Source organism: Pseudomonas sp. 2995-1, assembly GCF_002742505.1.
Taxonomy (GTDB): domain Bacteria; phylum Pseudomonadota; class Gammaproteobacteria; order Pseudomonadales; family Pseudomonadaceae; genus Aquipseudomonas; species Aquipseudomonas sivasensis.
In genome coordinates, this window is the sequence record NZ_LJSA01000377.1 from 750,085 (window position 1) to 773,286 (window position 23,202).

16 protein-coding genes are annotated in these 23,202 nt (G+C 61.7%); 14 read left to right on the forward strand and 2 right to left on the reverse strand.

The genetic code is table 11. From position 1 onward, the window contains the following. Positions 1-14: 14 nt before the first annotated feature. From treZ to AOA61_RS20755, 11 genes are all read left to right on the forward strand, one after another. Positions 15-1,760, forward strand: a complete 1,746-nt coding sequence (gene treZ, locus AOA61_RS20705; RefSeq protein WP_099602610.1) for a malto-oligosyltrehalose trehalohydrolase — start codon at positions 15-17, stop codon at positions 1,758-1,760. Continuing rightward, positions 1,757-3,841 carry a 4-alpha-glucanotransferase gene (gene malQ / locus AOA61_RS20710; protein ID WP_099602611.1) on the forward strand — a complete coding sequence of 695 codons (2,085 nt, stop codon included), beginning with the start codon at positions 1,757-1,759 and terminating at the stop codon, positions 3,839-3,841. Before treZ ends, malQ begins: the two co-directional genes overlap by 4 nt. Beyond that, on the forward strand, positions 3,838-6,588 hold the full coding sequence (locus AOA61_RS20715) for a malto-oligosyltrehalose synthase (RefSeq protein WP_095184658.1): 2,751 nt from the start codon (positions 3,838-3,840) through the stop codon (positions 6,586-6,588). Before malQ ends, AOA61_RS20715 begins: the two co-directional genes overlap by 4 nt. A gap of 24 nt (positions 6,589-6,612) precedes the next feature. After that, a complete protein-coding gene (locus AOA61_RS20720; RefSeq protein ID WP_095184657.1) occupies positions 6,613-6,882 on the forward strand; it encodes a DUF2934 domain-containing protein in 270 nt (89 codons plus the stop codon). A gap of 122 nt (positions 6,883-7,004) precedes the next feature. After that, entirely contained in the window at positions 7,005-9,164 is a 2,160-nt protein-coding gene (glgX, locus tag AOA61_RS20725) for a glycogen debranching protein GlgX (RefSeq protein ID WP_032885261.1), read from the forward strand. Position 9,165: 1 nt separating this feature from the next. After that, positions 9,166-10,164 (forward strand): acyl-CoA dehydrogenase family protein, encoded by a 999-nt coding sequence (locus AOA61_RS20730; RefSeq protein ID WP_099602612.1) that lies wholly within the window; start codon positions 9,166-9,168, stop codon positions 10,162-10,164. Continuing rightward, positions 10,161-10,919 carry a PIG-L deacetylase family protein gene (locus AOA61_RS20735; protein WP_099602613.1) on the forward strand — a complete coding sequence of 253 codons (759 nt, stop codon included), beginning with the start codon at positions 10,161-10,163 and terminating at the stop codon, positions 10,917-10,919. Before AOA61_RS20730 ends, AOA61_RS20735 begins: the two co-directional genes overlap by 4 nt. After that, positions 10,916-11,515 carry an SAM-dependent methyltransferase gene (locus tag AOA61_RS20740; RefSeq protein ID WP_099602614.1) on the forward strand — a complete coding sequence of 200 codons (600 nt, stop codon included), beginning with the start codon at positions 10,916-10,918 and terminating at the stop codon, positions 11,513-11,515. Before AOA61_RS20735 ends, AOA61_RS20740 begins: the two co-directional genes overlap by 4 nt. Further along, complete coding sequence (locus AOA61_RS20745; protein WP_095184653.1) at positions 11,512-12,171, forward strand: glycosyltransferase family 2 protein; 660 nt, start codon at positions 11,512-11,514, stop codon at positions 12,169-12,171. Before AOA61_RS20740 ends, AOA61_RS20745 begins: the two co-directional genes overlap by 4 nt. Before the next feature lie 177 nt (positions 12,172-12,348). After that, a complete protein-coding gene (locus tag AOA61_RS20750) occupies positions 12,349-13,110 on the forward strand; it encodes a PIG-L deacetylase family protein (RefSeq protein WP_032885266.1) in 762 nt (253 codons plus the stop codon). A gap of 247 nt (positions 13,111-13,357) precedes the next feature. Continuing rightward, positions 13,358-15,922: an autotransporter outer membrane beta-barrel domain-containing protein gene (locus AOA61_RS20755; protein ID WP_099602615.1), complete on the forward strand. Its 2,565-nt coding sequence runs from the start codon at positions 13,358-13,360 to the stop codon at positions 15,920-15,922. On the opposite strand, the gene AOA61_RS20760 is transcribed toward AOA61_RS20755, so the two are convergent. Both AOA61_RS20760 and AOA61_RS20765 read right to left on the reverse strand, forming a co-directional pair. Beyond that, positions 15,879-17,282, reverse strand: a complete 1,404-nt coding sequence (locus tag AOA61_RS20760; protein WP_099602616.1) for an amino acid permease — start codon at positions 17,280-17,282, stop codon at positions 15,879-15,881. The genes AOA61_RS20755 and AOA61_RS20760 overlap by 44 nt on opposite strands. Before the next feature lie 68 nt (positions 17,283-17,350). After that, complete coding sequence (locus tag AOA61_RS20765; protein ID WP_099602617.1) at positions 17,351-18,385, reverse strand: histone deacetylase family protein; 1,035 nt, start codon at positions 18,383-18,385, stop codon at positions 17,351-17,353. Positions 18,386-18,506: 121 nt separating this feature from the next. On the opposite strand from AOA61_RS20765, the gene AOA61_RS20770 reads away from it, so the two are divergent. From AOA61_RS20770 to AOA61_RS32505, 3 genes are all read left to right on the forward strand, one after another. Continuing rightward, entirely contained in the window at positions 18,507-18,998 is a 492-nt protein-coding gene (locus AOA61_RS20770) for an Lrp/AsnC family transcriptional regulator (RefSeq protein WP_032885271.1), read from the forward strand. Positions 18,999-19,185: 187 nt separating this feature from the next. Further along, a complete protein-coding gene (locus AOA61_RS20775) occupies positions 19,186-21,351 on the forward strand; it encodes a TonB-dependent siderophore receptor (protein ID WP_099602618.1) in 2,166 nt (721 codons plus the stop codon). A 194-nt stretch (positions 21,352-21,545) separates the two neighbouring features. After that, the gene (locus tag AOA61_RS32505; RefSeq protein WP_032885273.1) at positions 21,546-23,039 is read left to right on the forward strand and encodes a methyl-accepting chemotaxis protein; all 1,494 of its coding nucleotides are present in this window, start codon (positions 21,546-21,548) and stop codon (positions 23,037-23,039) included. Positions 23,040-23,202 lie beyond the last annotated feature (163 nt).

Below are 23,202 nucleotides of genomic sequence, written 5' to 3' on the forward strand. Positions count from 1 at the left end.
GGAGGCCTCTATAGATGCCGTTACGGACTCTAGAAACCTGGCCCCACGGCGCAATCATGCTGGACGCGCAACACACGCGTTTTGCCTTGTGGGCGCCAGACGCGTTTTATGTCAGCGTTGAATTGGAAGACGGCAAATCAGTTGCCATGCTGCCGCAGGCAGAGGGCTGGTTTGAAGTAGAAATAAAGTGCCCGGAGGGCACGCGCTACCGCTACAACATCGACGGGGAAAAAGACGTGCCCGACCCCGCATCCCGGGCCCAAGCGTGCGATGTGCACGGTTGGAGCCGGGTGGTTGACCCCCTCGCCTATAAATGGCGGCACAGCCAATGGCAAGGTCGCCCGTGGCATGAGGCGGTGATCTACGAGCTACATGTCGGCGCAATGGGAGGCTACGCCGGCGTGGAGAAACACCTGCCGCGCCTGGCCGAGCTGGGCGTCACGGCCATTGAGTTGATGCCCTTGGCGCAGTTCCCCGGCGAACGCAACTGGGGCTACGACGGGGTTCTACCCTACGCGCCCCATTCCTCGTACGGCACGCCTGAGCAGCTCAAGCACTTGATCGACAGCGCTCACGAGCACGGCCTGGCCGTGATCCTCGACGTGGTCTACAACCACTTCGGTCCTGACGGCAACTACCTGGGCCAATACGCCCAAGGCTTTTTTCGCGAAGACGTGCACACCCCCTGGGGCGCGGGGATCGATTTCGAGCGCCGCGAGGTGCGCCACTTTTTCCTCGACAACGCACTGATGTGGCTGATGGAGTACCGCTTCGACGGCCTGCGCCTGGATGCCGTGCACGCCATCGACAATCCCGGTTTCCTGCAACAACTGGCACAGCGTGTGCGCCAGCAGGTCGACACCGGTCGCCACGTTTGGCTGGTGCTGGAGAACGAATTCAACCAGGCCAGCCTGCTGGAGCATGATTTCGATGCACAGTGGAATGACGACGGCCATAACGCGCTGCACGTGCTGCTCACCGGTGAAACCGACGCCTATTACAGCGACTTCGCCGCAGACACCACAGCCAAGCTGGCGCGCTGCCTGGGCGAAGGGTTCATCTACCAAGGCGAGACCACACGCCATGGTCACACCCGTGGCGAACCCAGCGCGCACCTTCCACCCAGTGCCTTTGTGCTGTTTTTGCAGAACCACGACCAGATCGGCAACCGCGCGTTGGGCGAGCGCCTGCATCAACTGTGCTCGCCTCAGGCACTCAAGGCCGCGACCACGTTGCTGCTGCTGTCGCCGATGATCCCGCTGATGTTCATGGGCGATGAAGTCAACGCCAAAGAGCCCTTTCTATTCTTCACCGACCACCACGGCGAACTGGCCGAAGCGGTACGTGAAGGCCGGCGCAACGAGTTTGCCGACTTCACCGCGTTCCAGGATCCCGAGCGACGCGAACGCATCCCTGACCCCAACGCCCTGCCTACCTTCCAGCAATCAAACCCGACATTTACCGACAGCGAACAGGCGCAGTTCTACCGCCAACTGCTGAGCCTGCGCCATCGCCACCTCGTGCCGCACTTGCCCGGCAGTGTGGCGCTGGGCGCCCAAGTGCTGGCGGACGGCGCTGTGACAGCCCGCTGGCGATTGGGCAATGGCAGCCTGTTGCAGATCGACCTGAACCTCAGTGCCACGCCCGTGAATCATCCGGCGCCGGAGCACATACTTTTTGCCACGCCTGCTGAGCAAGGCGCGCAACTGCCGCCGTACAGCGCGCGCGTCAGCCTTTCCCCTGTTGGAGAACACCCTTGAGTGAAGCGAACCTGGAAATCCTCGCCAGCCGCGCAGGCCTGGCCGTCGATTGGATCGACGCCAACGGCCGCCCGCAACGCGTGACACCCGATGCCCTGCGCGCTGTCCTCAAAGGCCTCGGTCATCCGGCCGACAGCGACGCAGATATCAATACCAGCCTGCTGGAACTGGAGCGGGCGCAACAAGACAAACACCTGCCGCCCTTGATGACGGTCGACAGCGGCGACGGCCTTGACTTGGCGCACTACTTCGAACCCGACACCCTGTGCCGTGTCAGCCTGGAAGACGGCGAAACCCTGGACCTGCGCCTGGACGGCGCCGCCGTGCTGCCGGGCATCATCGCCCTGGGCTACCACCAGGTGCACATCAACGACCAGACCTTCACGCTGGCCGTCGCCCCCACTCACTGCTACAGCGTCGCCGACTCGGTCGACAGCCAGCCCGCCCGCGCCTGGGGCCTGAGTGCGCAGCTGTACTCGCTGCGCCGTCTGGGCGATGGTGGCTTCGGCGACACCCTGGCCCTGGAACACCTGGCCCGTTCTGCCGCCGAGCGCGGCGCCGATGCCCTGGCAATCAGCCCGATGCACGCGATGTTCAGCGCCGACACAGGGCGCTACAGCCCCTATTCGCCGTCCAGCCGTTTGTTCCTCAACAGTTTGTATGCCTCGCCCGGCTGCATCCTTGGCGAACGTGAAGTGCGCAACGCCATCGACGCCCTTGGTCTGGAGGATGAGCTGCACGCTCTGGAGCAACACACCCTGATCGACTGGCCCGCCGCCGCCAAAGCCAAGCAACGCCTGTTGCGCGCGCTGTACGAAGACTTCCGCCACGGCCAGCATCCGCAACATGCCGATTTCCTGAGTTTCCGCCAGGCCGGCGGTGAAGCCCTGGAAAATCACTGTCGCTTTGAAGCGGTGCAAGCTGTGCGCGCGGCTGCCGGCGAAGCGCTCGACTGGCGCCACTGGCCGCAGGAGTGGCGTACCCCGCAGAGCCCGGCGCTGGCGAAGTTTGCCGAGGACAACCGAGAAGAGATCGGCTACTTCGCCTTCACCCAATGGCTGATCGCCCGCTGCCTTGAGCGCGCGCAACAAGCCGCCAAGGGCAGTGGCATGGGCGTTGGCTTGATCGCCGACCTGGCGGTGGGAGCTGACGGCGGTGGCAGCCAGGCCTGGAGCCGCCAGGATGAGCTGCTGGCCAACCTGACCGTGGGCGCGCCGCCGGACATCCTCAACCGTGCGGGCCAGGGCTGGGGCATTTCCGCGTTCTCGCCGGAAGGCCTCCAGCGCAATGGGTTCCGCGCATTTATCGAGATGCTGCGCGCCAACTTTGCCCATGCCGGTGGTTTACGCATCGACCATGTGATGGGCCTGCAACGTCTGTGGGTCATCCCCATGGACGCATCCCCTCGCGAAGGCGCTTACCTGTATTACCCGGTGGACGACCTGTTGCGTCTGTTGGCGCTGGAATCTCACCGCCATCAAGCCATCGTCCTCGGTGAAGACCTCGGCACTGTGCCCGACGGCCTGCGCGAAAAACTCAGTAGCCGCTCTATTCTGGGGATGCGTGTGCTGCTCTTCGAGCAAGGCCACGATGGTCAGTTCACGCCGATTCTCGACTGGCCGAACAACGCCCTGGCCACTACCAGCACCCACGATTTGCCCACGCTCAATGGTTGGTGGCATAGCCGCGACATCGATTGGAACATCCAACTCGGCCTGATCGATGCGCCCACCGTGGAGCAATGGAGCGAACACCGCCTGCGCGAACGCCAGGCCCTGCGCCAGGCCTTGAGCCAGGACCCGCAGAACTTCGTTGACGAGATCCGTAACGAAACCGACCACATGATCGACGCCAGCGTGCGCTACCTCGGCCATACCCGTGCGCCGTTGGTGCTGTTGCCACTGGAAGACGCCCTGGGCGTCGAAGAACAAGCCAACCTGCCCGGCACCACCGATACCCATCCCAATTGGCGCCGACGCCTGGCGGGTGAGGCTTCAAGTTTGCTGGACAATGCCGGAGCCGCGCGCCGCCTTGAACTATTGGCCGTCGCGCGCAACCAGGCCTATGAGCGTGACCGATGAAGACACTGCCCCTGCGCGCCACCCAGCGCCTTCAATTTCATAAAGGCTTTACGTTGGACGATGCGGTGCCGCTGGTGCCGTATTTCGCCGAGTTAGGCATCAGTCATCTTTACGCCTCGCCCCTGCTCAGCGCCCGCGCCGGGTCCATGCACGGTTACGACGTGGTCGACCCGACCCGCGTCAACCCGGAACTGGGCGGTGAACCCGCCTTGCGCCGCCTGGTCGCCGCCCTGCGTGAACACGACATGGGGCTGATCCTCGATATCGTCTCCAACCATATGGCCGTTGGCGGTGCCGATAACCCGTGGTGGCTGGACCTGCTGGAGTGGGGCCGCCTGAGCCCGTACAGCGAGTTCTTCGATATCCAGTGGCACTCGCCCGACCCGCTGCTCAAGGGCCAACTGTTGATGCCGTTTCTGGGCAGCGACTACGGCGAAGCGTTACAGACCGGCACTCTGACATTGCATTTCGATGCGGTCCACGGCGCATTTTATGTCGAGCATTACGAGCATCGCTTCCCGATCTGCCCACGGGATTACGCGTTGATCCTGGGCAGCGATGAAACGCTCAAACCCCTGGCTGACCGTTTCGCCGCCCTCGCCTATCAGGACGACACCTACGCCGAAGCCGCCTGGCTCAAGCAGGCACTGGCCGAGCGGGCGACTGAAGTCCTGGCGGCTATCGAAGACCGCTTGACCCAGTTCGATGGGCGCCAACCCGAGGGTTTCAACCGCCTGCATCAGTTGCTCGAACAACAGGCCTACCGCCTGGCGAGCTGGCGCACGGCGGCAGACGATATCAACTGGCGGCGCTTCTTCGACGTCAATGAGCTGGGTGGCCTGCGCGTCGAACGCACGGCGGTGTTCGAAGCCACCCACGGCAAGATTTTCGAACTGATCAGCGAAGGTTTGGTGGATGGGTTACGTATCGACCATATCGACGGCCTGGCCGACCCCCGGGGTTATTGCCGCAAGCTGCGTCGCCGAGTGGACGCCCTGGCACCTGCGCGGCACTTGCCGATCTTTGTCGAGAAGATCCTCGGTGAAGGCGAAACCCTGCGTGAGGATTGGTGTGTGGACGGCACCACCGGCTATGAATTCATGGACCAACTGTCCTTGCTGCAACACCAGCCGGACGGCTTTGCACCGCTGGCCGAGCTGTGGACACGCCATACCGAACGGCCCTCAGCGTTTATCGAAGAAGCCCGTCTGGCCCGCCAGCAGATCCTCAACGGCTCGTTGGGCGGGGACTTTGAAAGCGTCGCCCAAGCGCTCCTGCAAGTGGCCCGAGACGATGTGATGACCCGCGACCTGACCCTGGGCGCGATTCGCCGCGCCCTGCAGGAACTGATCGTGCACTTCCCGGTGTACCGCACTTACATCAGCGCCTTGGGCCGCAGCGCCGCCGACGACGCGGTGTTCCAGCAGGCCATGGACGGTGCCCGCACCACCTTGAGCGAGGGCGACTGGCCGGTGCTGGATCACCTCGAAAAATCCCTCGGCGGCCAGTCTTGGCGCCAACGTCCGGTGGGCCGTGAGCGCAAGATCCTCAAGCATGCCTGCGTACGCTTCCAGCAACTGACCTCGCCCGCGGCCGCGAAAGCCGTGGAAGACACCGCGTTCTATCGCTCAGCGGTGCTGCTGTCGCGTAATGATGTGGGCTTCAGTACTGAGCAGTTCAGCGCACCGTTGACCGAATTCCATTCGATCAACCAACAGCGCTTGGAAGCCTTCCCGGATAACCTGCTGGCCACCGCCACCCACGACCACAAACGCGGCGAAGACACCCGCGCGCGACTGGCAGTGCTCAGCGAGTGCGCCGACTGGTACGTGGAACAGGTTGAGCAGTGGCGCACCCTGGCAGCACCGTTACGCAGCGATGCCGACACGCCGTCGGCCGGTGATGAGCTGATCCTCTACCAAGTGCTGCTGGGCAGTTGGCCGCTGGACCAGGGCGATGACTTCGAAGGCTATCAACAACGCCTCTGGCAGTGGCAACAAAAGGCCCTGCGCGAAGCCAAATTGAACAGCAGTTGGAGTGCGCCCAACGACGCCTACGAACAAGGCGTGGAAGCGTTTCTGTCGCGTCTATTGCTCAGTGAAGAAGGTCGCACGTTGCGCACCGCGATTGCGGCGGCTGCCCAGGCGATTGCCCCGGCCGGGGCGCTCAACGGGCTGGCGCAATCCTTGCTTCGCATCACTGTGCCGGGTGTACCAGACCTGTACCAGGGCGCTGAGTTCTGGGACTTCAGCCTGGTGGATCCGGACAACCGTCGTCCGGTGGATTTCAGTGCACGACAACGGGCACTCGAGACCCCAACGGACATCGGCGAACTGTTGTTCAACTGGCGTGACGGGCGCATCAAACAGGCGGTGATTGCCCAGGTGCTGGCCTTGCGCAAGGCCCAGCCTGAGCTGTTTCGCAACGGTACCTACACACCGCTGGAAGTGGTCGGCCAGCATGCCGAGCGGGTGGTCGCATTCTGTCGCGAACACCAGGGCAAACGCCTGCTGGTAGTGGTTCCACGCTGGTCACATTACTTGCTGGAGAACGGTGTGTATCCCCAGATCAATGCGCAGGTTTGGGGCGATACGCGGCTGAAATTACCGTTCGCCGCACCAACTCAAAACTGGAAGGGACTTTTTCATACAGGCGCAGTCACACCAGACAAGGAGCTGTTGATCAGCACTGCCCTGGGGGATTTCCCGGTCAATGTCTTTATCAATCCTGATGATCAAGAAAGCTGAAAATTTTCTGTGAGGAGCATTGTGATGAGTACTGAAGACAAACGCATACGCGAACTGGCGCATCAGATCTGGGAGTCTGAAGGTAAGCCCCATGGTGAAGATGCGCGCCACTGGGAGATGGCGCGCAAGCTGGCCGAAGCCGAAGCGCTGACGCCGAGTAAACCCAAGGCTGGCGCCAAGCCGAAGGCCGCGCCCAAGCCGCCCGCCAAAGCCAAACCGCCGGCTCCGGTTGCCAGCAAGCCGACACCTCCTGCGGCGAAAAAGCCCTCGGCTCCGAAAAAGCCAAAGCCTTAATCCTATCAACCGCCTGCCGACGCGCTCGGCAGGCGGTTACTTCATCACACTGATTGTGAGCTGAACGTTCGTCAGCCTGGCGGCGTTCGGCCTGAAAAAAGACCCTTGCAGGAGCAACTTGAATGAGCAAACCCGACAAAAACCAAGCGACGCAGGAACATGAACCGTCGCGGATTCGCGAAGGTTTGCCCTTCCCGCTCGGTGCCACCTGGGACGGCCTGGGTGTCAACTTTGCGCTGTTTTCGGCCAACGCCACCAAGGTGGAACTGTGCCTGTTCGACGACGCCGGCGAAGTAGAGCTGGAGCGCATCGAGCTGCCGGAATACACCGACGAAATCTTCCACGGTTACTTGCCCGATGCCCATCCAGGACTGATTTACGGTTATCGGGTATACGGCGCCTACGATCCGGCCAATGGTCATCGTTTCAACCACCACAAATTGCTGATCGACCCCTACGCCAAACAGTTGGTAGGTGAGCTCAAATGGTCCGAAGCGCTGTTCGGCTACACCATCGGCCATCCCGACGACGACCTCAGTTTCGACGAGCGTGACAGCGCGCCGTTCGTGCCTAAGTGCAAGGTCATCGATCCGGCACACACCTGGGGTAACGACCAGCCGGTGCGGGTGCCATGGGACCGTACGATCATTTATGAAACCCACCTGCGCGGCATCAGCATGCGTCACCCCTCGGTGGGTGAATCCGTGCGCGGCACGTGCGCCGGGTTGATGGAAGACGATGTGCTCAAGCACATTCGCCAGTTGGGTATTTCGTCGGTGGAGCTGCTGCCGGTGCACGCCTTCGTCAACGACCAGCACCTGCTGGAAAAAGGCATGACCAACTACTGGGGCTACAACAGCATCGCGTTCTTTGCCCCCGACCCGCGCTACCTGGCCAGCGGCAAGATCGCCGAGTTCAAGGAGATGGTCGCGCACCTGCACGAACAGAAGCTGGAAGTGATCCTCGACGTGGTCTACAACCACACCGCCGAAGGCAACGAGCGCGGTCCGACCCTGTCCATGCGCGGCATCGACAATGCCTCGTACTACCGCTTGATGCCTGACGACAAGCGCTTCTACATCAACGATTCCGGCACCGGTAACACCCTGGACCTGAGTCACCCGTGCGTGCTGCAAATGGTCACTGACTCCTTGCGGTACTGGGCCAACGAGATGCATGTCGACGGTTTCCGCTTCGACCTGGCAACGATCCTTGGCCGCTATCGCGATGGTTTCGACGAGCGCCACAGTTTCCTCGTGGCCTGCCGCCAGGACCCGGTACTGCGTCAGCTCAAACTGATCGCCGAGCCTTGGGACTGCGGCCCAGGCGGCTATCAAGTGGGCAATTTCCCACCGGGCTGGGTGGAATGGAACGACCGTTTCCGCGATACCGTGCGCGCATTCTGGAAAGGCGACGACGGCCAGCTCGCGGACTTCGCCGGGCGCATGACCGCCTCGGGCGAGATGTTCAATCATCGCGGTCGCCGCCCGTACAGCTCGGTGAATTTCATCACCGCCCACGACGGTTTCACCCTGCATGATCTCGTGTCGTACAACGACAAGCACAACGAAGACAACGACGAGAACAACCAGGACGGCAGCAACAACAACCTGTCCTGGAACCACGGCGTTGAAGGCCCCACCGACGACCCGGAAATCAACGCGCTGCGCCTGCGCCAGATGCGTAACTTCTTCGCCACCCTGCTGCTGGCCCAAGGCACGCCTATGATCGTCGCCGGTGACGAATTCGCCCGCACTCAGCACGGCAACAACAATGCCTATTGCCAGGACAGCGAGATCGGCTGGGTCAACTGGGAATTGGACGATGACGGCAAGTCGCTGCTCAAGTTCGTCAAACGCTTGATCAAGCTACGCTTGGCCTACCCGATCCTGCGGCGTGGACGCTTCCTGGTCGGCGACTATAACGAAGACATCGGCGTGAAGGACGTAACCTGGCTCGCACCCGATGGCAACGAAATGACCACCGAACAGTGGGAAGACAGCCACGGTCGCTGCCTCGGCATGTTGATGGACGGCCGCGCCCAGGAAACCGGGATTCGTCGCGCCGGTGCCGATGCGACCTTGTTGCTGGTGGTCAACGCGCACCACGACATGGTCAATTTCCGCCTGCCGCCAGTGCCCGAGGGTGAGTTCTGGACCTGCATGCTCGATACCAATGACACCGCAGTACGCGGTCAGGAACGCTTTGATTTTGAACATGAATACGCGGTGACCGGCCGCTCGCTGTTGTTGTTTGAACTGCAGCGCGAAGACGAGGTGTGAGATGGCTTTACACGGACTCCTTCAGGGCTACCGGGGTTATGCGGACACGCAAGCCTTGGGGGATGCCCTGAAGGCGCTTCAGGAAGAAGGCCTTGACCAACTGCCGCTGCCCGGCAGCGGGCAGACCTTGGCACGCTTCAGTCGCCTGGCCCAGGTCGCCGGGCATGACTTGCGCCTGTGCAAGTTGTTTGAGGGTCATACCGACGCGTTGGCGATCATTGCAGAACTGGACAGCCCCCTGCCGCCCTTGGGTAGCACGTGGGGCATGTGGGCCGCCGAACCGCCGAGTGCCAAGGTACGCGTGCGGCGCGACGGCCATCGACTGATGGTGGACGGTCGTAAAGCCTGGTGTTCCGGCGCGGCCGTGGTCAGCCATGGGTTGCTGACGGCCTGGGATGAAGAAGAGCGGCAGCAACTGGTCGCTGTCGAGATGCAGCAGCCGGGCGTAACTGTGACGAAGGACGGCTGGCACGCGGTCGGCATGGCGGCGACGGGCAGCGTTGAAGTGCTCTTCGAGGGGGTGCGCGGAATTGCCGTCGGCCACCCCGGTGAGTACCTCACCCGCCCCGGTTTCTGGCAAGGCGGGATTGGTATTGCGGCGTGCTGGTATGGCGCCGCGCAACGCCTGGCGGAAGTCTTGCGTGAGCAATGCGCCAAACGCCCGGAACCCCATGCCCTCGCCCACTTGGGTTCAGTGGACAGTGCGCTGAACGGAGCCGCCTGCGTGCTGCGCGCCAGCGCCGAGCACATCGACCTTGAACCTAAGGCTGATGCCCGAGTGCTGGCCCAGCAGACGCGGGCTTGCATTGAAGACACGGTCGAGCAAGTGATGCACCACGTGGGGCGTGCCGTCGGTGCAGGCCCCTATTGCAAGGACCCGCACTTTGCGCAGTTGATGGCGGATTTGCCGGTGTACTTGCGCCAGAGTCACGCAGAACGTGACTTGGCCGGCCTGGGTGAGCTGATCGCAGGCGAACCCACAGGGAGGTGGCAGTTATGAAACCCAACCCGATTGTCGGCCAAGGCACCCCCCTGCATCACTGGCAGGCCTCGCCGCGGATGGCCGAGTTGCCGCAGATCAGCGTCGAACAGTTAGTACCTGAAGGGCATCGTGCCGTGATCATCGCGCCCCATCCGGATGATGAAGTGCTGGGCTGTGGTGGTCTGTTGCAAGGTCTGGCGGCGCTCGGTCGGCCCATACAGCTGATTTCGGTGACCGACGGCAGCGCCAGTCACCCCGGCTCTCGGCGCTGGCCGGTAGAGCGCCTGAGCGTGGTGCGGCCCCAGGAATCAGCGCAAGCCCTGCATCGGCTGGGTTTGCCATTGCACAGTTTGAAATGGCTGCGCACCGGGTTTACCGACAGCAAGGTAGCGGCGCGAGAAGACGAATTGAGCGCCTTTATCCAACGCTACCTCAAGCCCACGGATGTGCTGTTTACCACGTGGCGAGAAGACGGCCACTGCGACCACGAAGCCGTAGGCCGCGCCAGTGCCAAGGCCGCCCAAGCGGTGGGCGCTACGCTGTACGAGCTGCCGGTGTGGACGTGGCACTGGGCAACCGCCGAAGATAGCCAAGTGCCGTGGCACCGTGCGCGCAAAATCCCTCTGAGCTGCGAGTCGGTGGCCCGTAAGCGCCACGCTATTCACGCGTTCGCCAGCCAATTGGAAGGTGACCCACAGATCGGCCTGCCCCCGGTGCTCGCGCCCTATGTGGTGGAGCGCTTGCTGCAACCGTTTGAAGTGGTATTCGTATGAGTGTGGCTACGCCGTATTTCGACCAACTGTTCGCCGAAAATGATGACCCTTGGGCGTTTCGTCAACGCTGGTATGAGCGACGCAAACGAGCATTGACCCTTGCAGTGCTGACGCGTCCACGCTATGCCGCTATTTTTGAGCCGGGCTGTGCCAATGGCGAGCTGAGTTTCGAACTGGCGCCTCGCTGTGATCGCCTGCTGTGCTGTGACACCGCCGCCGCCGCCGTCAGCCTGGCGCGCAGCCGTTTGTTGGGGTTCCCCCATGCCGAGGTGCAACAGAGCCGCCTGCCGGAACAATGGCCGACCGAGCGCTTCGAGCTGATCGTGCTCAGCGAGCTGTGTTACTACCTCGACGCAGACGATTTAGGCCGCGTGATCGACCGCGCCCTCGCCAGCCTGACCGACGACGGCCAACTGCTGGCGTGCCACTGGCGCGTACCGATTGAAGGCTGTCCGCAGACAGCTGAGCAGGTGCATGCACTGCTCCATGAACGACTGGCAATGCCGCGCATCGCCAGCTACCACGAACAGGATTTTCTCCTCGACCTGTGGTGCCGCGATGGCACCTCGGTTGCTCGCCATGAGGGCCTGCGATGATCGGCGTTCTGATCCCGGTGCATAACGAACAAGCGCTGTTACCCGACTGCCTGGACGCCGCGTTGATCGCGGCCCGCCACCCTGGCCTGCAAGGCGAAGCGGTGCAGATCCTGCTGGTGCTCGACAGTTGCAGCGATGACAGCGCAGCCATCGTCCAGAGCTACCCGGTGCAGCACTTCGAAGTGCAGGCGCGCAATGTTGGGCATGTGCGCGGGCTGGGTGCGCGGCATCTGCTCAATCAGGGCGCACGCTGGATCTCCTGCACCGACGCCGACAGCCGCGTCGCGCCTGACTGGCTGGTAGCGCAGTTGGCGCTGAACGCCGATGCGGTATGCGGCACGGTGACGGTGGACGCGTGGAGCGAGGGCTTCGACCCGGCCGCGCAGATCCGCTACCTCCAGGGCTATCAGGCGCAGGACGGGCATCGGCACATCCACGGCGCCAACCTGGGGGTGAGCGCGGGTGCTTACATTCGCGCAGGCGGCTTCGAACCCTTGGCCTGCCATGAGGACGTGCAATTGGTGCGCAACCTGGAACGCTGTGGCGCCTCTATCGCCTGGAGCAATACCCCGCAGGTGATCACCAGTGCGCGCCTGGAATCCCGCGCCCAAGGCGGGTTTGGCGATTATTTGAAGAGCCTGATGCCGGCGTCGTGAAAAAATCCATATTACAGAATGTAAAAGCGGCGAATCCTTGTCTATGCTGAAGACGCCTTGCTGGTCATTCAGGGTTGAATGGCCACGCATCCATCACGGCGGAGTCTGTGGTGAATAAATAGAGTCGTCCCGTCAACGGGGCACGACCCAGCACCAATCCACAAGGATGTAACGCTCATGAAGTCTGCCTCCCTCAGTGAAGGCCGTCGCGGCCCCGCGCAAATCTGGAACACTGCGCCGCAGCTGGCGCAAATCGCCCCTATCTCTGCGACATCGCTGGTCCCGGCCGGTGCACGGGTGGTGGTCATCGCGCCCCATCCGGGCGACGAAGTGTTGGCGTGCGGCGGCATGCTGCAACTGCTCAGCACCCTTGAATATCCCCTGCAACTGATCTCCATCACCGACGGCAGCGCCAGCCATCCTGGCTCACACCGGTGGCCGGCCAGCCGCTTAAGCGTGGTGCGGCCCCAGGAAAGCGCCGAAGCGCTGCGTCGCCTGGGCATGCCCATGCATAGCCTGAAATGGATTCGCGGTGGGTTTTGCGACAACGCCCTGTCGGCCCGTGAGCCGCAACTGAGCCAATTCATCGCGCGCTACTTGCAAGCGGGCGATGTGGTGTTCACCACGTGGCGCAACGACGGCAACCCCGACCACGAAGCGGTCGGCCGCGCCAGTGCGAAGGCGTGCAATCTCGTCGGTGCGCAGCTGTATGAACTGCCGATCTGGGCCTGGCACTGGCCCGCGCGCGAGGGTGCAATCATCCCCTGGCAACGGGCGCGCAAGGTGCGCCTGGACACATGGAGCGTTGCGCGCAAACTCCACGCGGTCCATGCCTATGCGAGTCAATTGGTGGGTGACCCGCAGATCGGCCTGGCGCCGATGCTGGCGCAGGTGTTGTTGGATCGCATGCGCGAGCCTTACGAGATCGTCTTCGCTTAGCCGCCGACTCGTCCGTACCTGTTATTTCTCACAGTAGCGACGCGAGGGATGTGCGTCTAAGGTTCAAAACGTGCTGCACAGGTGAGGTGCAGTCGAGAAAGCCATGCCAACCCTTTGCATTGGCCGGTGTTTTCGAAGCAGGTAACTCGTATTCCCTGATCCGTATCGCGTTCGTTGTTGCCATGGTCCTTAACCGTGCCTGTCATCAGGCACCGTGGAGTCAGGTCGCATTGAGCGAGGACGGATCATGAGCAAACGACTTCCCCAACGGACCGGCGCCAGCCTGATTATGGCGTCAGCAGCATGGCTGTTGAGCTGTTCAAGCACTGCTCAGGCGTGCACCTTCACCATCACGCCAGGTGACGATGTGGTGACCTGCACCAGCGGCGCGGGCGGCAACCTCATTGATGCGCAAGGTAACAACAGTCTGATATTTCCCTCCGGCAACGGCAGCGTGTTGGGCGTCGGTTATGGCGCGGGCAATGACCTCATCGAGATGAACACCGCAGATGCGGTCATCGGCACCAGTGGGGTCAACATGGGAGATGGCGCGAATATCTTTCGCCTGTTCCAGGGGGCGGTCAACAGTGTGATCTTGCAGGGCTCCGGTGCCGATGTAGTGCAAATCAGCGGCGGTACGGCCGGTGGAATTTTCCAGGGCGCCGGATTGGACAAATTCTCCATGAGCGGCGGCACGATCACATCCCTTGCCCAAGGGGATGGCATCGACGACTTCGCCATGAGCGGCGGTACCATCACAGGCGCCTTTGAAGATGGCGACCACGGATTGATGACCGGCGGCAGCATCGGACGCGTCGACATGAAACTCGACAACAACCTGTTTGATATGCGCGGCGGCACCGTTGTCGGCAACTTCGTCACCGGCTTTGGCGACGACACGATCCTGGTATCGGGCACCAGTTTCATTGGCGGTAACCTTAGCGTCAGCGGCGGGTCCGACATCATCGTCATCAAGGGTGGCAGGATTGCCGGGGAAATTCGCATGAGCGCGGGGAATGACCAGTTCGAGTGGAACGGCGCGGGCCAACTCGACTCGGCAGTACTGCTGGCCGGCGATAACGACACGGCGCTGCTGAAAAACCTGACCGAAGCCATTGTCGCCCCTACTCCCGTTGTGGACGGCGGAACGGAGAACGATACCCTGACGTTCGACAACAGCCAGGTCAGCACACCGCAACGTTATCAGAACTGGGAAATCGTCAACCTGGACAACAATTCGAGCCTGTCCCTCGGCGGCACCTTCACACTGGGTGATGCCGCTACCGGGACCGGCACCATGAACGTGAATGGCAGCTCGGCATTACGGGTCAGCACAGGGATCATCAACCCGTTTACCGCCGGCCAACTGACGACCCTGAACAACAGCGGCCTGATCGACATGACCACCGGCAGCACCAGCACCGGCGATACCCTGACGGTCAATGGCAACTACAACGCCAGCGGCGGCCAACTCGCGCTGCAAAGTGTATTGGGTGACGACGGTTCGCCCAGCGACAAACTGGTAATCAGCCAGGGGACCATCCAGGGGAGTACGAGCATTCGCGTCACTAACCTCGGCGGCGCAGGCGCCGCTACGCTGCAAGATGGTATCCAGGTGGTGCAGGCGCTCAACGGCGCCACCGGCAGCGGCACTGCCTTTACCCTTGGCGCGCCGGTGTCTGCCGGCGCGTTCGACTATTACCTGTTCAAGGGCGGCGTCACCGCCGGCACCGCCGAAAACTACTACCTGCGTTCGACCATCCCGGTGGTGCCGCCGAACCCGGTCATTATCGTGCCGTTGCCTGTCCCCATTCCCGATGAACCACCACTGCCGCCCAACCCTGGGACAGAGCCGATTCCCATCTACCGCCCGGAAGTGCCGCTCTACGCCGCGCTGTTTCCCGCCGCCCAGCAAATCGTGCAAGGCATGCTAGGCACCTTTCACCAGCGCATGGGTGACCAGAGCCAGCAACAGCAGGCCGGCGCTTTATCGGCCGGGTGGGGTCGGGTCTACGGCAACAGCAGTCGCCAGAGTTTCGCCGGCACGGTGAGCCCGACGTTGGACAGTTCGGTAACGGGCTTCCAGGTGGGCAGCGATCTCTATGCCAGCGCCATGGGCGATGGCCAGCAACGCCTGGGGTTTTTCGTCGACCATAGCCGTTTGCGGGGCACAGTCAAAGGCTTCAACGGCGGCCGGGAGGACAAGAACGCCGGCAAAACCACCTTGCGCGGTGACAGCCTGGGCGTGTACTGGACGTTGATCGGCGCCAACCAGGCCTACCTTGACCTGGTGTTGATGGGCACACGTTTCAATGGCAACAACGAGTCGGACCGTGGTGTGAAGATGAAAACCCGCGGGCACAACGTCACAGCCTCCGCCGAAGTCGGCTGGCCGATCCCGGTGACGACCAACTGGGTCGCGGAACCCCAGGCACAACTGATCGTCAGCAAGACCACGCTGAACAGCCAGAACGACGGGGTTTCCGACGTGTCTTATGACGCCGATACCCACCTGACCACACGCCTGGGAATCCGCCTGCGCGGCGACTACCAAGTGCGTGGCATGCCACTGGTGCCTTATGTACGGGCGAATGTCTGGCACACCCGCGCCGGACAGAACACCGTGACCTTTGCCGACGTCACCGACATCGACACCGAGCAGAAGTCCACCACCCTGGACCTCAGCGTCGGTGCAACGTTGAAGGTCACCCAAGACATCAGCGTTTACAGCGAGGTGGGCTACAACCGCAACCTGGACAGCAACACCTTCAACGGCCGCCAAGGGACGGTTGGCCTGAGAATGGCGTTCTGATCTGGTAGGCAATCGCCAGCCAGATAAACCAGACCGGCATCACATACAGGGCCAGGCGTGTGTCTGGCCGCAACGCCAGCAGGCAGAGCACGAACGCAACGAAACCCAGGGAAAACCAAGCCATCGGCACACCGCCGGGCATCTTGTAAGTGGACTTGGCGTGCAGGTCCGGGCGTTTTTTACGGTAAGCGATGTACGACGCGAGAATCGTCGACCACGTAAAAATCACCAGGATCGCCGAGACCGTCGACACAATGGTGAAGGCGGTCATCACCTCCGGCACCACAAACAGCAACACCAGGCCGAGCAGCATCAATACCGTGGTAAAGGCCAGGCTGAACAACGGAACGCTGCTGTTGGACAAGCGTCGGAAAACACCTGGCGCATCCCCCAGATCGGCCAACCCGAACAACATGCGGCTGGCGGAAAACACCCCGCTGTTGGCCGAGGACGCCGCCGAGGTGAGTACCACGAAATTGACGATGCCCGCAGCCGCAGGAAACCCCGCCACCAGGAACAGCTCCACAAACGGGCTTTTGCTCGGCGACACCTGCTGCCAGGAGGTCACGGCGATGATGCACGCCAGGGCCAGCACGTAGAACAGAATGATGCGCAACGGAATCGAATTGATAGCCTTGGGCAACGTCTTCTCCGGCGCACGGGTTTCGGCCGCGGCGGTGCCGATCAGCTCGGTGCCGGCAAAGGAAAAAATCGCCATCTGGAACCCGGCGAAAAAGCCGAACAGGCCGTTGGGAAACGCCGCCTGTTTGTCCAGCAAATGCGACAGCGATGCAGTGACGCCGGTGGGTGAGACAAACGAGCCTGCGATCAGCACCACGCTCACGCCGATCAGGGTCACCACGGCGATGATCTTGATGATTGCGAACCAGAACTCCACTTCGCCGAACAACCTGACAGTCAGCGCATTCAACGCGAACAACGTTAACAGCATGCCCACCGCCGGCATCCACGCCGGCAGATCCGGGAACCAGTACTGGAAAAACCCGCCGACCACCACCGCATCCCCCACCACCGCCACGCTCCAGCTCAGCCAGTACGACCAGCCGAGAAAAAACGCGGCGCGCGGCCCCAGGTAGGCGCCGGCAAAGTCGGCAAAGCTCTTGAAGTTGAGGTTGGACAGCAGCAGCTCGCCCATGGCGCGCATCACGAAATACACAAACAGCCCGATGATCATGTAGATCAGGATGATCGAGGTGCCGGACAGCGCAATGATCTTGCCGGAGCCCATGAACAGGCCGGTGCCGATCGCACCGCCCATGGCCATCAGCTGGATATGACGGTTGCTCAGGGTGCGTTGCAACGCAGGCTTTTCGCAAAGCCCGGACGTGGTTGTTTTCATCACAAAACCTCTTGTTATGTTTTTGAGTTTTGGCAGAAAAAAGTTGGGCGGTCGTTGTTGTTAGGGGGTCAGGCGGTTTTGCTTTCGAAACCGTGCAACACGTTAACGGCATTGATGCCGATCTCATCGACCATGTAGCCCCCTTCCATCACGAACAACGTCGGCACGCCCACGCTGGCGATGATCTCGCCCATACCGAGGAAGTCTTCGCTGTCGAGGAGGAAGTGGCTGATGGGGTCGTCCTTGAACGTGTCGACGCCGAGGGAAATCACCAGCACTTCAGGGGCGAAGTGTTTGAGCCGCTGGCACGCGTCGGCGAGGGCAATTTTGTAGTGATCCCAGGTGGTGTTTTTCGGCAACGGATAATTCAGGTTGAAGCCCTCCCCTGCACCCTTGCCACGCTCGCTGTTGGCGCCGGAAAAGTACGGGTAGGACACGGCGGGCTCGCCATGCAGGGAGATGAACAGCACATCCGGGCGGTCGTAGAAAATGTTCTGTGTGCCGTTGCCATGGTGGAAATCCACGTCCAGTACCGCAACGCGTTTGGCGCCTTGGGTGATGGCCTGTTGTGCGGCAATCGCGGCGTTGTTGAGGTAGCAATAACCGCCCATGTATTCGCGGGCGGCATGGTGGCCGGGTGGGCGGCACAGGGCGAAGGCGCTGTTGTGGCCCTCATCGATGAGCGCGAGGCCAGTGAGTGCAATGTCCGCGCTGGTCTTCACCGCCTGCCACGTGGTCGCGGTAATCGGCGAACCGGCGTCCATGGCATAGAACCCCAACTTGCCGTCGATGAAATCCGGCACCTGTTCATTGGCCAAATCGCGCACCGGCCACACCAGCGGCAGCGCGTCATGGCTGCGGCCGATGGCGGTCCATTCGGCCCATGCGGTTTCAAGGAAGGAGACGTAGCGCTCGCTGTGGGCATTGACGTAACAGGCGCGGTCAAAGGCGCGCGGCACGATGATATCGCCGAGCCCGACGTGCTGGACGCGGTCACGCACGGTGTCGGCGCGGCTCGGTTGCTCGAACGACGGCTTGAGTACGCCATCCTTCAATTCGGTGCCATGGTGCAAACGGTGGGCATCGCTAAAAACAGTCAGCATGTGTATACATCCGCCAGTAAAAGACAGGGTCTATTTTGTTCTGGCGGTGCGGGGCATTCTTTGCTTTTAGTTCTTGCGCTGTTAGTTTTATCGGGATTTTTTACCCCTATTACAGGCGAATATGAAAAATAAAACCAAGCAGGTCGTTCTTGACGACACCGATCTCGCCATCCTCGCCTTGCTGCAGGAAGACGCGAGTATTTCCAACGCCCAACTCAGCGAGCGTCTGGCCCTGAGCCTCACGCCGTGCTGGCGCCGCCGCAAGCGTCTGGAAGAAGAAGGCGTGATCAAGGACTACCAGGCCAATCTGGATCGCAAGCTGCTCGGCCTGGACATCATGGCGTTTGTGCATGTGCGCTTTGCCATCCACACCGACCACGCGCCGGACGCCTTCGAAGCGGTGGTCAAGGAACTGCCTCAGGTGCTGTCGTGCCACAAGATCACCGGGGATGCGGATTACCTGTTGCAGGTGCTGGCGGAAGATCTCGACAGCTACAGCGAGTTTGTAGAGAGCGTCCTGCGGCGACAATTGGGGATCGCGTCGATCCAGTCGAGCCTGGCGCTGCGCGAAGTGAAAGCGACAAGCCGGGTGGCGATTCCGAAGCGCGATTGAACACCGTCCATGAACGCTCGAAAACGGCAGGTGCTGGCGAAAGGCCTGCCATGCAGATGTGAAAAAATCGTTAACTAATTCATCCCTATGGCTTTTTCCTACAGAATCAATCTGTCACACTGATGCGAATAATTATCAACACTTTTATTATTCGCCAGGGAAAGGCACTTAGGGGAGAGCTCGTTCGATGCCTGTGCACCAGCCCGGCGGTAAAGGTTTTACACCCAGTTTGATCGCGTTGGCGGTCTGTCTCGCCACCTCGCATGCGGCCCTCGCCGCCGACGCCGAAGCACCGGTCACCACCCTGGAACTGGGCGCCACCCAAATCTCCGGCGAGCAGCAGTTGGGCGAAACCACTGAGGGCACGCAGTCCTACACCACCGGCGCGATGAAGACCGCGACCAAGTTGCCACTCACCCTGCGTGAAACGCCACAAGCCGTCACCGTGATTACGCGCCAGCGCATGGATGACCAGGCAATGACCAGCATCAACGACGTGGTCAACGCAACGCCCGGGTTGTTCCTGAATTACTCCAACGGACCGGGCCGGCAGTCCTATACCTCGCGCGGTTTCGACATCGACAACCTGATGTATGACGGTATTCCGAGCGGCTATAACGGCGTTTCAGTCGGCGCGCAGCCCAACCTGGCGATGTTCGACCGCGTTGAAGTGGTGCGCGGCGCGACCGGCCTGGTGACCGGCGCGGGCAACCCGTCGGCCGCCATCAACCTGATCCGCAAGCGGCCCCTGGACGAGCAGAAAGTCACCCTGACCGGCGCCGCTGGCAGCTGGGACGACTACCGTGGCGAACTCGACGCCTCCAGCCCGCTCAATGACAGCGGCACCTGGCGCGGCCGGGTGGTCACCTCCTACCGCGACGCCAACAGCTTCATCGACAACGCCGAGGAGTATCACGGCCTGTTCTATGCCGTCACCGAAGCTGACTTGGGTGAAGACACCACCCTGACCCTCGGCTACTCAAACCAGAAGGACAAGACCAATTACTTCTGGGGTTCCTCAATGATCGGTCAGGATGGCCATCACCTCGACCTGCCCCGCTCCTACAACCCCGGCACCGACTGGGAGAACAAGGACCAGGAGATCAACACGGTCTTCGCCGAACTGCGCCAGCAACTGGCCAACGACTGGAAGCTGCAGGTCAACGCCAACTACGCCGAGCAGAAAGCCTTGTTCTCGGGCTCGTATCAATCGCGCTGGGCTGCTGACAAATCACTGGCGCGAACCGTCTACCAGGCCGCCTACGACGAAAATCAGGCTGGCGTCGACGCCTTCGTCAGCGGCCCGTTCCAGGCGTTCGGGCGCACCCATGAGCTGGTGGTCGGTGCCAGCCGCCGCATCTACGACATGACCAGCCACGACTACAGCCCGTACGACACCAATTGGCCGATTACCGCAGGCAAACCGGACTTCGTCCACACCACCGACACCCGTGAAATCACCACCCAGGACGGCTTCTACCTGACCACGCGCCTGAGCCTGGCCGACCCGCTCAAGCTGATCCTCGGCGGGCGCCTGGACTGGTATGACTACGATGCCCATGGCAGCAACAGCGGCGACTACAAAGTCACCCGCAACCTGACGCGCTACGCGGGTTTGATCTACGAGCTGGATGACCATCACTCGGTCTACGTCAGCTACAGCGACATTTTCACGCCGCAGACCGCCAAAGATAGTTCGGCGACCCCGGTCAAGCCGATTGTCGGCAAAAACTACGAGGTCGGCGTTAAAGGCGAATACCTGGGCGGCGCGCTGAATGCCAGCGTCGCACTGTTCCGCGTCGATCAGGAAAATCGTGCCACCAAAGTGACCGTGCAAAACTGCCCGCAGACCGAGTGCTATGAAGCCTCCGGCGAGATTCGCAGCCAGGGTATCGACTTCGAACTGCAAGGCGCCCTCACCGAGAACTGGCAGGTCGGCGGTGGCTACACCTACGCGCGCACCCACACCATCAAGGACGAAGCCAACCCGCAGCTTGTCAACAAGCAGTACGACACCGACACCCCGGAGCACTTGTTCAAACTGACCACCCGCTACAACCTCCAGGGCGCGCTGGAGAAATTCCGGGTGGGCGGCAACATCTCCTGGCAGAGCCGCATGTACAACGACGTCAAGCTGGCTGATGGCAGCACCTACCGCCTGCAACAAGGCGCCTACGCCGTCACCGACTTGATGGCCGGCTACAGGGTCAACGACAACCTGGACCTGCAGCTCAACGCCAACAACATCTTCGACCGCAGCTACTACTCAACCATCGCCAACTCCGTGGACTACGGCGGCGACAGCTACGGCACCCCACGCAACATGATGCTGACGGCCAAATACACCTTCTGATCGTCATCAAGGCTGCCCGCTCGGGCAGCCTTTCCTCCTGGCAGTGGCGCTTAAAGCTCTCTCCCCTACTGCCGATAAGCTTTTGCTTTCCCCGTACCTGCAAAAATCCTGATACCTGCTTTGCTCTGTAGCAGCGCGCCATCGTGGCACGCCGCATGCTTTGTTCCTGGCCACACCACAGGGAGTAAGAGTGAATGCCCGTCCGCACGCGTTTTCTAGAGCACTACCGCAAAGCCGACCGCATCATGCTGGCGTTGATCTGGCTGATGACGCTGTTCTCCGTAGGCCTGGCGTTCTGGCACGACACCTTGATCCAAGCAATCGTAGTCGGTGGCGGCACAAGCCTGCTGCTCACCGCGCTCTACCGCGCCATCGGCGGCACACGCGTGATGCGCTGCGCACTGGGCGCTGGCCTGATGGTCATGGCCGCGCTGCATATCAACCAGGCACAAGGCGTGATCGAAGCCCACTTCGGAATTTTCGCCCTGCTGGCGGTGCTGACGTTTTACCGCGACTGGCTGCCGATCCTCGTGGCCGCACTCACCATCGCCGTGCACCACGTGGTCTTCCATGCCTTGCAGCATCAAGGCTTCCCGGTATTCGTGATGGAACACCACGGCGGCTGGACCATGGTGTTTGTGCATGCTTTCTACGTGGTGATGGAAACCGTCGCCCTGCTCTACCTCGCCGTGCACAGCCAGGCCGAAGCCGTCGAGAGCCAGGAAATGCTCGAAAAAATGCTCGCTGTCACCACCCAGCTCACCGTGGAAACCGCACAAGGTGAAGGCAAGGCGCATATGTCCCTGGCCAAGCGCTTCGACCACTTCCTGCAACAGATCACCGGGCTCATTGATGGCGTGTCCCGTGACTCCCACGGCCTCGGCCAACTCGGACAAGAACTGGCCCACGCCAGCGGCACCCTGGAAAAAGGCGCACGCCACCAACTGGCCGAAATCGCACAAATGACTGACTCCATGCAGCGCATGGAACACGCCATGGGCAACATTACGGTGCACGTCGAGGAAGCGGTCGCGCACGCCGACGTCGCCAGCCAACAAATCCTGCGCGGCCAGGAAAGCGTCGGCCGCGCCCAACACGAAATCACCCAACTGGCCACACGCCTCACCGACACCCATCAGACCGTTCAAGGCTTGGCCGTGCAGGCCGAACAGATCGGCTCGGTGCTCGACGTCATCAGCAGCATCGCCAACCAAACCAACCTCCTCGCCCTCAACGCCGCCATCGAAGCCGCCCGCGCCGGTGAGCAAGGCCGCGGCTTCGCCGTCGTCGCCGACGAAGTGCGCAACCTGGCGCAACGCACAGCGGTTTCCACCCAGGAAATCAAAACCATCATCGAAGGCTTGCAGCAAGGCAGCCGCGAAGCCGTCGAAGCCATGCAGGACAGCCGCCAGGGCGTAGAACGTTGCGTGGAAGACAGCCAGGTTGCGGTGCAAATGCTAAAGGCAGTAGGCAATGACATCACCCGAATCGATGCGCTGAACGGGCGGATCGTCAGCACTACGCGGGAACAGACCTCAGCAAACCTGGAGATCGTCGGGCGCTTGCAGTCGGTGCAGGGCATCGCGCAGAGCACGGCACAGGATGTAGAGATGCTGGCCAGGAGCAGCGAACAACTGCCGCCGATTGCGGTGCGGTTGGACGCGTTGGGGCGCCGGTTTCATCCGTGAGGTGGTGATCTTCGAAAGGCCTCGGCGTTGTGTTGATCGCGCGCTTGGGCCTATTTGAAATACGTCGTGAGAGATAACTTCAGGCCAATAGCAGCGGTTCGAGTTCCGCCGCTTGCGTACCCAGTTCTAAAGAGAGAATACGAGGTCGAGAAGCTATACAGGT